The following is a 15,492-nucleotide window of genomic DNA, read 5'->3' as shown; positions in this document are numbered from 1 at the left end:
CCATCTCCTTTTATATTGTTTGAATTTCTTTGTTTTTTTGTAATGGTAATTGTATAAAAATTTAGCATGTGATATCCCACATGCTAAATTAAAGGCAATTTATTAATCACCGTATTCTGCATTAAGTGTTAATTTGACCTCGGTGTCACTACTTATAAGTTCGCCTTTAGGTATGCTTTGTTTTATAACAACACCCTCACCTTCAACTTTATAAGTGATACCTAACCCAGATAAAACTTTTTCTACAGATTCCATGGAACGTCCTTTTAAATCTGGCATTGCAATAGTTTTATTATAAGACCCTCCAGCTCCTGTGTAAAGTACAATCTTTGAACCATCTTTAACAGAGTATCCAGGATAAGGTTTCACATCTGTTATTATATTGCCATTTCCTTCTATATTATACTCTAAATTCTTCTCTTTTAGAATTTTTTTAGCTTCTTGTATTTCTAATCCTCTAATCTCAGGAATTATTATATCTTTTATAATTCCTTCTGTATATTCCTTATCAAATCCCGATTCCATATAATTAAATATATTAGTTAATAAACTCCTACCTATAGGAGCTACAATTTGACCTGCATAATATGCACCATTATTTGGTTCATCTACTGATATAAAGAAAGTAATTTGAGGATTATCAACTGGTGCCATCCCTCCCATTGAAGAAATATACTTTCCAGCTCCATAAGTCCCATTTTCAGGATTAACCTTTTGCGCTGTACCAGTTTTTGCTCCTATATGATACCCTTCAACATAGGATTTACTTGACCCACCTGAATTTACAGTTCTTTCTAAATAATCCCTAAGAATTGCCGCATTTTCTTTACTTATTATATTTTCCTTTTTAGCAGGAACGAAAGTTTCATCAACTACTCGATCTCCACTCTCATCAATATGTGATACTTCTTTCATTACATGTGGCTGTATTAACGTTCCACCATTAGCAATAGCATTATATGCAGCCATATATTGTGATGCATTTACTGTATTTGTTTGTCCAAAAGCTATAGTTGCTAAATCCGATTCTGTTATATCCTCTGCTTTTTTAATAATCCCTTTAGCTTCGCCTGGTAAATCAATACCACTTACTTTACCAAATCCCATTTTTCTAATCCATTCAGTAAGTTTTGTTCCCCCAATCCTAGCTCCAATTTCCATAAATCCAACATTACATGAATTTTGCAATATTTCAGGTAATGTTTGTGTGCCATGTCCTGAAGTTTTCCAACATTTAATTGTATGTCCACCAACTTTTTTGCTTCCTCCACAATTAAACGTATCTGTTTCTTTAACTAAACCTTCCTCCATATTTGCGATCATTGTTACAACCTTAAATATAGAACCTGGTTCAAAAGTATCATTTACAAGCCTATTTCTCCACATTTTTTGAAGTTTGTCTCCATCTGTAGCCCCAGCAAAATTTTCAAAACCTAACTGTGGTTCATTAGGATTAAAATCTGGTTTATTAGCCATTGCTAATATTTCCCCTGTATTTGGATTCATTATCATTACAGATACTTGTAATGCTTTATTATCTATATATCCTTGTTGTGCTGCTTTTTCCGCAAAATATTGAAGATTTTTATCTATAGTTAGTGTAACTTCTTTACCATCTATAGGTGGTGTGAATTTTGATATTGTATAAGGAAGTTCGTTATTCATTCTACCCAGTTCTGAAATCCTCATTCCTGGAGTGCCTGATAAATATTTATTATATTGAAGTTCTACTCCTGTTAACCCCTGGCCATCAATGTTAGTACTTCCAAGTACATGTGCTAAAAAGTTATCATTTGGATAGTACCTTTTTGTATCTGGAGATACAATTACACCATGGATTTTCAAGTCTTTAACTTTATCAGCTTGTTCTTTATTTATTCTTCTAATTAACGTAGCTGATCCTGCATCTGCACCACTTGGTAATTTAGTCCTTATTTTTTTTAAAACTATTTCATTATCAAGACCCAGAGCTTCTGCTATTAAAGGTGATATAACTTCATTTGTTGTCTCTTCTTTTTTTAAATATGATCTAATAGAATTTAAATCAAAATCTACTCTATAAACATTTGCAGACACTGCAAGTTCTACTCCATTTCTGTCTAAAACTTTTCCTCTTCTCGCATCAATTTTAACTTCACTTGTCCATTGTTCCTCAGCTCTTGCTGAATAATCTTTCCTCTTTACTATCATTATGTAGGATAACCTAATTATTAATAGGGCGAAAATACAAGTTAATCCTATAAGGGCTAATGACATTCTTTTTTTCATTACCGCCTTATCCCTATAATTCCCTTTACTCACTTCTATTCCTCCATATAATTGCTAAAAAACGGATCTAGGATGCAACTATTTTTTTATTGCACCCATTAATTTTGAAAATAAAGTATCTTTTTCTTTTTTTATTATTGAATTTTCTGTTAATTCCGGAAAATAATTTTTAGTCATATCTACTGTTATAGCCTCATTATTATTCGGATTAGTCATTCCCATGCTTTTAGCTGCAGCTTTTACATTATCTAATGATGAAAATTTAAGAAAATCAACTCTTAAAGCCTCATTAGCTGCTACTGCATTTTTCACTTCATATCTCATATCAGTTAATTTCTTTTGTGTTTTATAAACTTTACCATCGCGCATAACTGTAATAACACCTAATACACATATTACTAATGCAACTTGAATTATATTCTTAGTTTTTTTATCTCTTAGAGCCATTATTTTTTTTCTTTTTTCTTTTTCCGCTCTTTCAAGATCCTTCTTCCTTTGATCATCATTAAAGTCCTCATATTTTCTATCTGGATTTATGGCCATATTCCCTCTTATATAATCATATTCTTTTTCCATAATTTTATTCACACCCCTACCTATTTTTTATTTAATTTTATTATAATTTATTTACTACCCTTAATTTTGCACTTCTACTTCTTGGATTTTCTTCAACCTCTTTTTCAGTCGGATCTATAGGTTTTCTACTAACAAGCTTAACTTTTGCTGTATTTTTACAAATACATATTGGAAATTCTCTAGGACACGTACAAGCTGTAGCAAGTTCTCTAAACTTTAATTTCACTATTCTATCTTCTAATGAATGGAATGTTATAATTGCCATTCTTCCATCTTTATTTAACCTTTTTACTCCATCCTCAATAGTTTTGTTTAATATTGATAATTCACTATTAACTTCTATTCTTATTGCTTGGAAGGTTCTTTTAGCTGGATGAGGTCCTTCTCTTCTTGCTTTTGCAGGTATTGCATTTTTTATTAACTCTACAAGCTCAAAGGTTGTTTCTATAGGTCTATCTTCTCTTCTTGCCAAAATAAATTTAGCAATTCTTCTAGCAAATTTTTCTTCTCCATAATCTCTAATTATTCTAGTTATTTCATCCTCTGAGTATTCATTAACAACTTCATAAGCAGATAATGAATCTTCTCTATTCATTCTCATATCTAGAGGTGCATCTTTCATATAACTAAATCCTCTTTCACCTTGATCTAATTGATATGACGAAACTCCAAGATCCATTAAAATTCCATCTACCTTTTCAATATCTAGACTTTCTAAAATACTATCGATATTATAAAAGTTATTGTGAACTAACGTTACATTTTTAAATTCTTTTAATCTTTCACCAGCTGCCTTTAACGCATCTTTATCTTGATCAATTCCTATTAGTCTTCCTTTTTCTGATAATTTTTGTACAATATGTGATGAGTGGCCTGCTCCACCAAGTGTACAATCTACATAAATACCATCAGGCTTTATATCTAATCCATCAATACATTCATTTAAAAGTACTGAAACATGTTTAAATTCCATAATCTTTCTCCTTATATTCCTAAATCACTCATTTTTTCGGCTATTGAATCAAAGTCTATATCTGAATCATTATATTTTACCCATTTTTCCTTGCTCCAAATTTCAACTCTACTTAATACTCCTATACTTACTATTTCCTTTTCTATCCCTGCATATTCTTTTAAATTTTGAGGAATTAATCCTCTACCCTGCTTGTCCGTTTCAACTTCACATGCACCTGAGAAAAAAAATCTAACAAATGATCTAGCATCCTTATTTGTAATTGGTAATGTTTTTAACTTTTCTTCTAATATTCTCCATTCCAAGATTGGATATGCATATAGGCAACCATCAAGCCCTTTAGTAACAACAAATTTATTACCAAGTTCTTCTCTTAGTTTAACAGGTACTATCATTCTATTTTTTGTATCAAGAGCATGTTGATATTCCCCTATAAACATTTTGCATCCCTACCTTTGATTATTAATACTTTTCACTCCACTTCTCACCACTTCCAACCACTTCATACTATATATTGTATAAAACTTTGCAAAAACCTTCAAGTGTTATTTGTCATTTTAATAAATTTATTTTACATAATTAAATTTTCAGACATTTATTCCTAAATTTCTTCATAAATATGTAATATTCTCGCTGTATTTATTGGAATAAAATGGTATCCATTGATTAAATATATTATGAAAAATTTATTATTTTAACAAAAAAAGAAACCCACAGTTTGTGAATTCCTTTTTACGGTCTTAAAAAAAAATAATAGACTAGTAAATTAGTCTATTATTTTTCTAATATTCTTTATATATAATTTATACGTTAAATCTGAAGTTTACAACATCTCCATCTTTCATTATATATTCTTTTCCTTCTAATCTATATAGACCCTTTTCTTTGGCAGCTGCCTCTGAACCACATGCTACTAAATCATCATATCCAACAACTTCTGCTCTAATAAATCCTCTTTCAATATCTGAATGAATTTTACTAGCTGCTGCTGGTGCTTTTGTCCCTTCGTTAATTGTCCAAGCTCTAACTTCCTGTACTCCCGCTGTTAAATAACTCATAAGTCCAAGTAATTTATAACTTCCTCTTATTAATATATCTAATCCTGATTCTGTTAAACCATATTCTTCTAACATTTCAGCTTTTTCTTCATCTTCAAGCCCAGAAAGTTCTTCTTCAAGCTTTGCACAAACAACTGCAACTTCTGAATTTTCTTTAGCCGCATGTTCTTTAACTATTTTAACATAATCATTATCAAGGTTTCCGCTTATCATATCATCTTCAGATATGTTACATGCATAAAGAACTGGTTTTGAAGTTATCATGAATAACCCCTTTATATAAGCATCTTCATCTTCTGTAACTTCCATTGTTCTTATTGGCTGATTAGATTCAAGGTGAGCCTTAATTTTTTCCATTAAAGCATATTCATCCTTAGACTTCTTATCCCCTGATCTTGATGCCTTAGCTCCTCTTTCCATTCTTTTTTCTAGAACATCTAAATCTGCAAATATTAATTCTAAGTTTATAGTTTCAATATCTCTTATTGGATCTACTGAACCTTCCACATGAATAATATTTTCATCTTCAAAGCACCTAACCGCATGAACAATTGCAGAAACTTCTCTTATATGAGATAAAAATTTATTTCCAAGCCCTTCACCTTTTGATGCTCCTTTTACAAGCCCTGCTATATCATAAAATTCTACAGCTGTATAAATTTTTCTTTTTGTGTTATACATTTTTTCTAAAACATCTAATCTCTTATCAGGTACACTAACAACACCTACATTTGGCTCAATTGTACAGAATGGGTAATTTGCTGATTCTGCTCCAGCTTTTGTTATGGCGTTAAATAAAGTACTCTTACCTACATTTGGTAAACCTACGATTCCTAAATTCATCTATGTACATCCTCTCTTATCTTAATTAGGCATTTGAAAAAATAACAAGTCAATCTACCATGTATATTGGCTTGTTATTTTTTTGAAGATGCCTTAAATATAATTTTAATATTATATCTTTAAAATTATACTCTATGAATAATTTTTTTTCAACATTAACTATTTCATAAAAATATTATAATCATCCATATACTTCATATACTTCATTGAATTACTAAGTGTATATAGACTAAATTTGCTAATAATAAATAAGTATAATAAATTATTAGGTGGTGACTATATGAAAAAATTAAAAATAATTATTTCTACTATTCTAATTTCACTTTTAGTTATTAGTCCACTATTTGTATCGGCATCTACTTTAAGTGACGAGGGTGAATTAAATTGGTATTTTGTCTCTAGAGGAAAAGGGAATTTACCTGAAGGTGCAAAAGAATCTATAGGCTTCATATCTGATTATGATGCATACTTTTTAGGTACTACAGAAGAAAAAGTCCTTTATTTAACCTTTGATGAAGGATATGAAAATGGAAATACTCCTACAATACTTGATATTTTAAAAGAGGAACAAGTGCCTGCAGCTTTTTTCGTGGTAAAGCCTTATCTTAAAAGTTGTCCAGATATTATTAAAAGAATGGAGAGTGAAGGACATTTAGTTTGTAACCATAGTAATCATCATCCATCCATGGCTAAAATTACAGACCCAGCTAAATTTACAAGCGAATTTACAACTGTTGAAGAAGAATATAAAAATATAACTGGAAAAGATATGCCTAAATTTTTCAGGCCACCAATGGGTAAGTATTCTAAAAATTCTTTAAAGAAAACTAAAGAGCTTGGTTACAAAACAATTTTTTGGAGTTTTGCATATAAAGATTGGCTAGTAGATCAGCAACCTACAGAAGAGTTTGCAATAAAGAAAATAACAGATGGGGCCCATCCTGGAGGGATAATTCTACTTCATGCAGTTTCAAATACTAATGCAAAAGTATTAAAAACTGTAATTAAGCAACTAAAAGCCGAAGGCTATGAATTTAAATCTCTTGAAGAATTAAAATGCTAAATTATTTATAAGTCCTATAAAAAATAGCAGACTATTATATTTGTCTGCTATTTTTTTAATATTTAATTTGGGTAAATTACTTTCTCTACATTACAACTTATTTTATTTTTACCTTCTAATGACTTTTCTAAAATAGTTACACACTCTTTTTCAATTTTTCCTGCATACTCTTCTTTTCTAAGTGAATTAAGATTTATTTTAACATTTAAAATAGCACTCTCTATAGCACTGTGAAGTAATATTGCCGCAACTCCTGCATCTGAAATTAAATTTTCATTTCCAAACTCTACTGCAAAAGAAATATTTTCATAAAATCCTAAAGATTCTTTTGCAAGGTCTAAAGGCGATTCCATAGCTTTAAATGTATTTTCTTTTATTATTTTACTTCTAATAGATTTTTCTTCTTCTGTATCTTTAGGAAGTTTAAATGAATCCATTAATCTTGTAAAATCCGCTCTATCTTTTTCCATAAAAGTTTGTGCAAGTTTCGTAAAATTAATTGCTTTTTCTTGAAATTTTATCATTTCTTCTTTTTTTTCATTACTTAGGTTTTCAAAAGATTTTTTATTTACAGTTAATGAATACACCATTGAATTTAAACTTGATGCTAATGCAGCAACTAATGCAGCAGTACTTCCTCCTCCGGGGCTTGGTGCATCTGATGATAGTTCCATTAGAAATTGTTCTATACTATAGTCTTTAAATTCCATTTTAAATTTCTCCTTCTATACTTATTTCTTTATATACCTCTATAATTTTTTCTACAATAGATTCTTTAGTAAATCTTTTAATACAATCTGCCCTAATTACATCACTATTATAAGAATTAATATTTTCTTTTATATTTATCATTGCATCTTTTAGGCCATTTATGTCATCTATAGCTACAATTTTGCCGTTAACTTCATTAATAATATCTTCAGCCCCGCCATTATACATTCCTATAATAGGTTTTCCTGCAGCTAATGCTTCAATATACACAACACCAAAAGTTTCATATCTAGATGCTAACACAAAAGCATTGCACTCATTCATATTTTTAGCAACCTCTTCTCTTAATAGTGCCCCTAAAAATACTACTTGATTCTTTATACCAAGATTATTAGCTAAAATTTCCAGACCTTTTCTTTGGCTACCAGCGCCTCCTATTTTAAGTTTGCAATTTCTACCCTTGAATCCATCTGAAAAAGCCTTAACAAGTGTGTCCATTCCTTTTTCGCCTTCTAAAAAGGCTAATGAAAAGAATGTAAACTCTTCATTATTCTTTTCTTCTTTTTTTTCAAATAATTCTAGCGGAACTAAATTATGAATTACTTTTATATCATTTCTTCCGCTAAATTCCTCAATTTCTTTTTTAAGCCCAGTTCCAACAACTACTACTTTTTTAGCAACATTATAGGATTCTTTTATTAAAGGTTTATAACTTTCTCTAACATAAGATCCTCTTTCAATTGAAGAATGCTCTGTAATAACTAGTGGAATATTATACTTTTTAGATATATACGCTGCGCTTATGCCTGCCCATAATGATGACTGTGCATGTATAAGATCTACTTTGCCTTCTTTTTTAACTATTTCTTTATATAATTTATCCATCCTTTTATTAAATACCTTAAACATTAAAGGACTTTTAGGTATAAAGTTATAATTCTTATATCTATAAGTTTTTAAACTACCTTCTATTTCGAAGTTCATTCCAGCTTTTTCATTAACTTTACCTAATAATGTTAATGGCCAAATTTCATTATAAGCGACTGTCACAGAAATTCCAGATTCCTGAAGTGCTAAAGCTTGTTCCTTAAAAAAACTTCCATGAACCTTATTTCTAACATTTGCATACCAGGAAGGTATAAACATTATATGCATAGATAATCAACTCCTTTAAATAATTCTAAAATATATAAATCATCTTTTAAAAATAACAAACCAATATGTTAGTCTATTTTAGCCATTTGAAAAAGCAACAAGTAAATATGCATTATGTACTCAATATTTTATTTAATTTTTTAGAGATGTTTTCCCACTCATATTCCTTTATTGGCTCTGATATTATTCCACTATCTACTTTATTTACTAAATCAATTAATCCATTTACTATATCTTCTTCATTATTTAAAATAACACTACACTTTTCTAAATTTTCTACAACAGTTATTATTGGATCATCTTCGTCACCGAGTATAACTAGAACATAGCTCCTACATCCAAAATAATCATATATTTTTGCTGGAATTTGTTTAGAATTTTTATTTCCAAAAAGAAGTAATATATCCGCTTTAACCATATATCCTAGAGCATCTTTATAAGGAATTCTATTTGATACCTTTGCAACTTCTATTGATTTAAGCTCTTCTTTTATATTATTATCATCTATATTTCCAAAGAAAAGCACATTAAGCTTATTGTATAATATAATATCTTTTTTCTTTATTTTATCTAAAGCATTAATGAAAGGTTTTATATCTCTTAGTTTGGAGAATATTTCTCCAGTATAAACTATGTTTACACTGTTTTCTTTAATTAATTCTGGTTTATCTTCTTTTTCAATTTCTCTATAAGTTTTATCATCATATCCTCTTGTAATTAAGTACGTCTTTTCCTTTGGAATTTTATAACTTAAGATATAATCATCTCTATTAGCCTCAGTTACAAATACAAATTTATCTGAAAGAGATATAATATTTTTTTCAAAATATCCTTCTATTTTTTTTCTAACAAATCCAACATCTTCCCTTGTAGAATCCTTAAGCCATGGGTCACTCCAATAAGTTACCCAAGTTACATTTTTATTTTCTTTTTTTATATTATATGCACAGATATGGCTAGATGGTGGTTCATGCATTGAAAAAATAACATTAAACATTTCATTTTCCATAAGTTCTTTTCCATATTTAGAAGCTTTATATGCCCAATATAAATACATATCAGGTACCCCTAAAATTCTTTTTGCCACTCTTAATAATTTCTTTATATTCGAATATTTATTGCGAGCTTTTTTCTCTTCACTATTAATTGATTTTTTAGGCATAATCTTTTCAAATAACTTCCCACCTGAAATAATATGAAGTTTAACCCTTTTATCTAACATGCCTAAAATATACTCATCATAATATATAGATTCCCTCGGAAAATTCACAGTTAATAAATGAACTTCATTATCTTTAATTTTTGCTAAGTTATTTAAATATTGAAGAGTTTCTATAGATGCTGAATTATTTATTAGTGGCGAATAACAGGCTATAAATAGTATTTTCATATTTTTTCTCCTACCTTTTTCTTAGTTTCTTTGTAATCATTAATGTAGCTTCATCAAACTCTTCTATTTTCATAAATTTGCACACTATTGCAAAAATAATTATTCCTATTATTCCGTTAACTGCTAAAATAATAAAATCACTATTAACAACTATAATTTTATTAATTATATAAAGTGTACTTATCATTATAATTGATGCTAATGCAATCTTTAAAAGTTTTATAATCATATTTTTCGCATTAAAATCACCTATTAATTTTCTTGTTGAATTAAATAATAGTATGGCTGTTACAGCTGCCGCTATTGAAGAGGCTATTGCAATACCAGATACCCCAATATATTTAGATAATATCAAACTTAGAATTATATTTATAGAAACACCAATAACTCCATTTATTGCAGTTATTTTAGTTTTTTGCATTGAAAATAATGACGAGTTTAAAATATCTCTTGCGCCGGAAAAAGGTAGTTGCAAGGCATATGCTGCAAATACTGTTGACGTAATTAATATTGTTTCTGGGGTATCGAATTCACCAGCACCAAATATTAAGCTTATAACTTCTACTCTTAAAAATACAAATGCCATCATTATTGGTATTAAAAATAATGATATAACAACAATCCCCTTTGATAAATGTTCTAAAAATCCTTTTTTATTACCTGAATTAAGTTTATTTGCCATTAAAGGATACATAACAGAGACTATAGATGTTGTTATAGCTACATTAGTGAAAATAACTAATTTTTGTGCAAAATCTATTATGGTTATTCCTCCAATTTCATTAAAGACTGCAGCAATACTTTTATCTACTATTAAATTTAATGAGTTTGCCCCTGCTCCTATAAGTACAGGTAATATAAGAATAAGTATTCTTCTTATTCTTTCATCTTTTAAATCTATAAATGGTTTTATTTTAAATCCATGCTTATACAAAGATGGAAGTTGTACAAGAACACTTAATAGATTTCCTATTACATTTGCAATTGTTAGTCCAATAACACCTACATTAGTAAATAATATAAGGTATAGAATTATTGGTAAATTGAAAAACAGCCCTAAAATAGATGGCATTATAAAATCTTCACAAACTTGAAGTACAGATGCAAAACAAGCTTTTAAACATAATAGTAATATATTAACAATACTTATTTTCGTCAATAATATCGTTAGCTCCATTGTCTCTAAATTAAGATTATAAAAAATTAAACCTACTATTTGCTTTGTAAATAGAAATCCTAAAACTGATAGACAAATACATATTATAGCTATTATAGTAATTATATTGTTTGAAAACTCAAACATTTTATTTTTACCTTGTTTACTTTTTATTTCACTAAGTATTGGAATAAACGTAGTTGCAATTGCAAGTCCTACTATTGTAAAAACTACTTCTGATACAGAAACTGCTGCAATATATGCCCCACTTTCCATCCCTGCTCCAAATGTCGCTCCTACTAATCTATCTCTTATTAACCCTAAACATCTAGTAAACACTGTTACTATCATAATTATAAATGTGGCTTTAAATATTTTATTTTTACTCATTATTTCACCCTTTTCTTACTTATAACCAAATATAAGAACCTTGGAATACTTCCAAGTCTTTTTATTCTCCAGGGTTCTTTTGCTACTCTATAAAACCACTCCATACCTATATTTATCATCCATTTTGGAGCTCTGCTTACTTTTTCTCCTATAACATCAAAACTACCTCCAACACCCATAAATACTTTTGTAGGTAATATATCCATATATTTAACAATAAAGTTTTCTTGTCTTGGACACCCCATTGCTACAAATACTACATAAGGTTTTTTCATTGTTATTTCTTCTAAAATTTCTTTAGGATTTTCCATATCAAAAAAGCCATTTTTATATCCAACTATATTTAACTTTTGATAATCCCTAACTAAATTTACAATACAAGCATTTAAGTTTTCCTCAGAGGATCCAAGCAAATATATCCCTTTACCAGTGTTTTCGCAATCTATTAATATTTCTCTCATAAGTTCTATACCTGCTATTTTTTCCTCTACAGGTGTTTTTAAAATTTTAGCAGATATCTGAATCCCTACACCATCTGGTATTATAAGTGCTTTATCTGATTTGAAATTCTCTAATAATACTTTGTTATGTAACCCCGTATATAGTACCTCTGGATTTCCTGATATTATATGAACCTTTTCAAAGGTTTTTATCTTTTCCATACACTCTTTTAACGTCTTCTTATAAATTTTATAACCTAATATATTAATAAAATCATTTGATCCCATATTAACTCCTTTATCCTAATTGTAAACTACTTCAATAATATAATATCATATTTCTATTTTAGTTAAAAGTAACTATACTTATAATAATTAGACATTTTAAAAATAACCTATTTTTCATTTCCATAATGAAAAATAGGTTATTTTTTATTTTTTAAGCATTTGCTCTAGCTCTAATACAATTTCATCTTCAGGTTTTAAATTTTTAGCGATTTCTAAATGAAGTTTTGCATCTTCTAATTTATTTAAATGAATATAACACATAATTATATTAGTACATATTTCAACTTCTCTTGAAACTTCAAAGGCTTTTTTAAAGTATTTAATTGCACCCTCAAAATCTTGAAGACAAGCATAATTTACGCCAAGTTCTACTATAACTTCTAAAATCCCACTTTCTCTTTGAATACTTTCTGTTAAATAATAAATGGCTTTTTCATAATTTTCTAATTTCCTATACGCAATTGCTAAATAATAATACATCAATGGATTATCTTCAAATTTTTCTATTAAAGATAATAACATTCCAATAGCTTTTGCAGGCTCATCCTTTAAACACTCAAGAGCCTTTTCATAATCAGAGATATTATTTATATCTACCATAACTCTTTTCACGTCTTCTGTTAACTCTCCGCCTTTATTTATATACTCATTTAGAGCTACTCTAGCCCCTTGAAAATCTTCTCCATCTTTTAATATAAGAGCTTTATACAAATCTGCCTCTGGTATTTTCATTAGATTTTTTTCACAACACTCAATATCCTCTAACAATATACTTTCAAATGCACTATCTTTTTCTCTTAGAGTTTCCCCTACTAGTAAAAGTTTTTTCATTACTTCAGTTTCTTTTGAGTATCTATATAATCCTTTTAAAAGTAAATATGCATCTTCTAATTTTTCTTCTTTTATTTTTTTTGATATAATAGTTTTTATACAAGCATCAGTATCCTTTATATATGGTAAAATCATTTTATAATCTTCATTAAATCTCAGATTTTCATCTGCACCTAATGCAAAGAACATTCCTTCTATAAAATAATAAATAGGCAGATTGTTTATTTTCATTTCATCATTTATATTAGAAGTTATGTATTCTGAGCTTATAGGTATATATAAATCCTTATTTTTCAAGATTATATTCCCTGGCATTTGAATACTTTTCTTAAATCCCTCTTCATTAATTTCCAAAAATAGCATTTTAGAAATTTTTTCTTTGAAAATAGTTTTATAATCCAAATTTTACACTCCTTTGGTTTTAATTTTATCCTTTTATAATAACTCATAATTAGTCATCTTTCAAATAATATTTACTTACATTTAAGCAAAAAGAACTCAGCTTTGCTGAGTTCTTAAGAAAATTCATTAATAATTAATTAAGTTTTGCTTCTATTATTTCCATAACCTTAATTTTAAAAGCTTCTAAATCTTTTTCAGCTCCCTCTAGGCTACTTCCTTTTATAGATAAATAAACCTTCATTTTAGGTTCTGTTCCAGATGGTCTTACAACAAAATATGATCCATTTTCACAAATGAATTTTAAAACATTTGATTTTGGAAGATTAATTTTAGTTTTTGTAGCTTTTATAATATTTTCTTCTGTACTTAATTTATAATCAAGCTTAGTTTCTATTAATGCTCCATCTACTTCTGTTAATATTGAATTTCTTAAAGCCTCTATACAACTAGCAATTTTTTCTTGTCCTTCTTTTCCCTTTAGTTCAATTGAAACTAAAGTTTCTTTGAAGTAACCATATTTTTCATATAAATCTATTAATGCATCATATAAACTTTTCCCATTTTCTTTATAATAAAGAGTCATTTCTGAAATTAACATAGCTGCTATAACCGCATCCTTATCGCGGACAAAGTCTCCTGCTAAATAACCATAGCTTTCTTCAAACCCAAATAAATAAGTTTTATCTCCAGCTTCTTTAAATTCTCTTATTTTTTCACCTATATATTTAAATCCAGTTAATACATCAATTATTTCTATATTATAAGCTTCAGCAATTTTTCTTGCGCCTTCAGTAGTAACTATTGTTTTTATTAACACTCCATTTTCAGGAAGTTTATTTTCTTCTTTTAAAGATTCTAACATATACTCTGTTAATAATAAACCTGTTTGGTTTCCTGTTAATACTTTATATTCTCCAGTGCTATCTTTAACAACAACCCCTATTCTATCTGCATCTGGATCAGTTGCAAATATAACATCTGGATTTTCAGTTTTAGCCATATCTAATGCAAGCTTAAATACTGCTGGATCTTCCGGATTTGGATATGATGCTGTTGGAAAATTACCGTCTGGTAATTCTTGTTTTGAAACAACTTTAACTCCAGTGTAACCAAGTTCACTTAGAACTCTTCTTACTGGTATATTTCCTGATCCATGAATAGGTGTATATATAACTTTTAAGTTACTTGCCTTTTCTTTAACTAAATTAGTTCTTATAGTTAAACCCTTTGCAAGTTCAATATATGCGGTGTCTACTTCAGCTCCAATGTAAACAAGTAATTCTTTCTTCAAAGCTTCTTCTTCAGTTATTGTCTTAATTTCCTTAAAATCTTTAATATTATTAACTTCATTAATAATTATATCAGCTTTTTCATCTGTCACTTGTCCACCAAATTCATCATAAACTTTATATCCATTATATTGCTTTGGATTATGTGATGCAGTAACTACTATACCCCCTGTGCAATCTAAATATCTTACCGCAAATGAAAGCATTGGAGTTGGTCTTAATTCTTCAAAAAGATATACTTTTATACCATTTGCACAAAGTGTTAAAGCTGCAGATTTTGAAAATTCCATTGACATATTTCTTGAATCATATGCTATTGATACTGACGGGTTTTTAAACCTTCCATTTAAGTAATTAGCAAACCCTTGTGTAGCTTTAGATACTGTATATATGTTCATTCTGTTACTACCAGCACCAATTATCCCTCTAAGGCCCCCAGTACCAAAGTCTAAATCCTTATAGAACCTATCCTCAATTTCTTTTTCATCTGATATGTTTCTTAATTCTTCTTTTATATTTTCATCTATTATTGATGAGTTTATCCAATTATCATATTTTTCTTTATACATATTTTCCCCTCCTAATAACATAATTACCATAATATATTATACACTAAATCACACTATTATGAAATAAAACATTAAGAGTTATAGTGATAA

General features: G+C 28.6%; 13 protein-coding genes. 1 reads left to right on the top strand and 12 read right to left on the bottom strand.

Annotated elements, in window-relative coordinates; all coding sequences use genetic code 11:
- Window positions 1–102 precede the first annotated feature (102 nt).
- The 5 genes from J1C67_RS14350 to ychF all read right to left on the bottom strand — a co-directional run bounded on the left by J1C67_RS14350 (window position 103) and on the right by ychF (window position 5,718).
- A complete protein-coding gene (locus tag J1C67_RS14350; RefSeq protein ID WP_167864959.1) occupies window positions 103–2,301 on the bottom strand; it encodes a stage V sporulation protein D in 2,199 nt (732 codons plus the stop codon).
- 45 nt (window positions 2,302–2,346) lie between these two features.
- Entirely contained in the window at window positions 2,347–2,844 is a 498-nt protein-coding gene (locus tag J1C67_RS14345) for a hypothetical protein (protein ID WP_089965616.1), read from the bottom strand.
- Window positions 2,845–2,884: 40 nt separating this feature from the next.
- Window positions 2,885–3,817, bottom strand: coding sequence for a 16S rRNA (cytosine(1402)-N(4))-methyltransferase RsmH (rsmH, locus tag J1C67_RS14340; protein WP_089965613.1), 933 nt, complete (start codon window positions 3,815–3,817; stop codon window positions 2,885–2,887).
- A gap of 11 nt (window positions 3,818–3,828) precedes the next feature.
- Window positions 3,829–4,257, bottom strand: coding sequence for a division/cell wall cluster transcriptional repressor MraZ (gene mraZ, locus J1C67_RS14335; protein ID WP_089965610.1), 429 nt, complete (start codon window positions 4,255–4,257; stop codon window positions 3,829–3,831).
- Between the two features lie 363 nt (window positions 4,258–4,620).
- Window positions 4,621–5,718 carry a redox-regulated ATPase YchF gene (gene ychF / locus J1C67_RS14330; protein ID WP_089965609.1) on the bottom strand — a complete coding sequence of 366 codons (1,098 nt, stop codon included), beginning with the start codon at window positions 5,716–5,718 and terminating at the stop codon, window positions 4,621–4,623.
- A gap of 280 nt (window positions 5,719–5,998) precedes the next feature.
- Between ychF and pdaA the strand changes: the two genes are divergently transcribed.
- Window positions 5,999–6,781: a delta-lactam-biosynthetic de-N-acetylase gene (pdaA, locus tag J1C67_RS14325; RefSeq protein ID WP_089965607.1), complete on the top strand. Its 783-nt coding sequence runs from the start codon at window positions 5,999–6,001 to the stop codon at window positions 6,779–6,781.
- A gap of 62 nt (window positions 6,782–6,843) precedes the next feature.
- Here pdaA and J1C67_RS14320 read toward each other — a convergent pair whose 3' ends face one another.
- The 7 genes from J1C67_RS14320 to J1C67_RS14290 form a co-directional block, all read right to left on the bottom strand.
- Window positions 6,844–7,491 (bottom strand): cyclodeaminase/cyclohydrolase family protein, encoded by a 648-nt coding sequence (locus J1C67_RS14320; RefSeq protein WP_167864958.1) that lies wholly within the window; start codon window positions 7,489–7,491, stop codon window positions 6,844–6,846.
- Between the two features lies 1 nt (window position 7,492).
- Window positions 7,493–8,647, bottom strand: a complete 1,155-nt coding sequence (locus J1C67_RS14315) for a glycosyltransferase (protein ID WP_167864957.1) — start codon at window positions 8,645–8,647, stop codon at window positions 7,493–7,495.
- A gap of 112 nt (window positions 8,648–8,759) precedes the next feature.
- The gene (locus J1C67_RS14310; protein WP_167864956.1) at window positions 8,760–10,037 is read right to left on the bottom strand and encodes a glycosyltransferase family 4 protein; all 1,278 of its coding nucleotides are present in this window, start codon (window positions 10,035–10,037) and stop codon (window positions 8,760–8,762) included.
- Window positions 10,038–10,047: 10 nt separating this feature from the next.
- Complete coding sequence (gene murJ, locus J1C67_RS14305) at window positions 10,048–11,583, bottom strand: murein biosynthesis integral membrane protein MurJ (RefSeq protein WP_167864955.1); 1,536 nt, start codon at window positions 11,581–11,583, stop codon at window positions 10,048–10,050.
- Window positions 11,583–12,311 (bottom strand): WecB/TagA/CpsF family glycosyltransferase, encoded by a 729-nt coding sequence (locus tag J1C67_RS14300; RefSeq protein WP_089965597.1) that lies wholly within the window; start codon window positions 12,309–12,311, stop codon window positions 11,583–11,585. Before J1C67_RS14300 ends, murJ begins: the two co-directional genes overlap by 1 nt.
- 144 nt (window positions 12,312–12,455) lie before the next feature.
- A complete protein-coding gene (locus tag J1C67_RS14295) occupies window positions 12,456–13,544 on the bottom strand; it encodes a tetratricopeptide repeat protein (RefSeq protein WP_167864954.1) in 1,089 nt (362 codons plus the stop codon).
- A gap of 133 nt (window positions 13,545–13,677) precedes the next feature.
- Window positions 13,678–15,402, bottom strand: coding sequence for a phospho-sugar mutase (locus J1C67_RS14290; RefSeq protein ID WP_089965592.1), 1,725 nt, complete (start codon window positions 15,400–15,402; stop codon window positions 13,678–13,680).
- Window positions 15,403–15,492: the final 90 nt, after the last annotated feature.

Source organism: Clostridium gasigenes (assembly GCF_017348895.1).
Lineage (GTDB): Bacteria > Bacillota > Clostridia > Clostridiales > Clostridiaceae > Clostridium > Clostridium gasigenes.
Note: the sequence above shows the minus strand (reverse complement) of the source record. Positions and strands in the feature narration are given on the sequence as shown.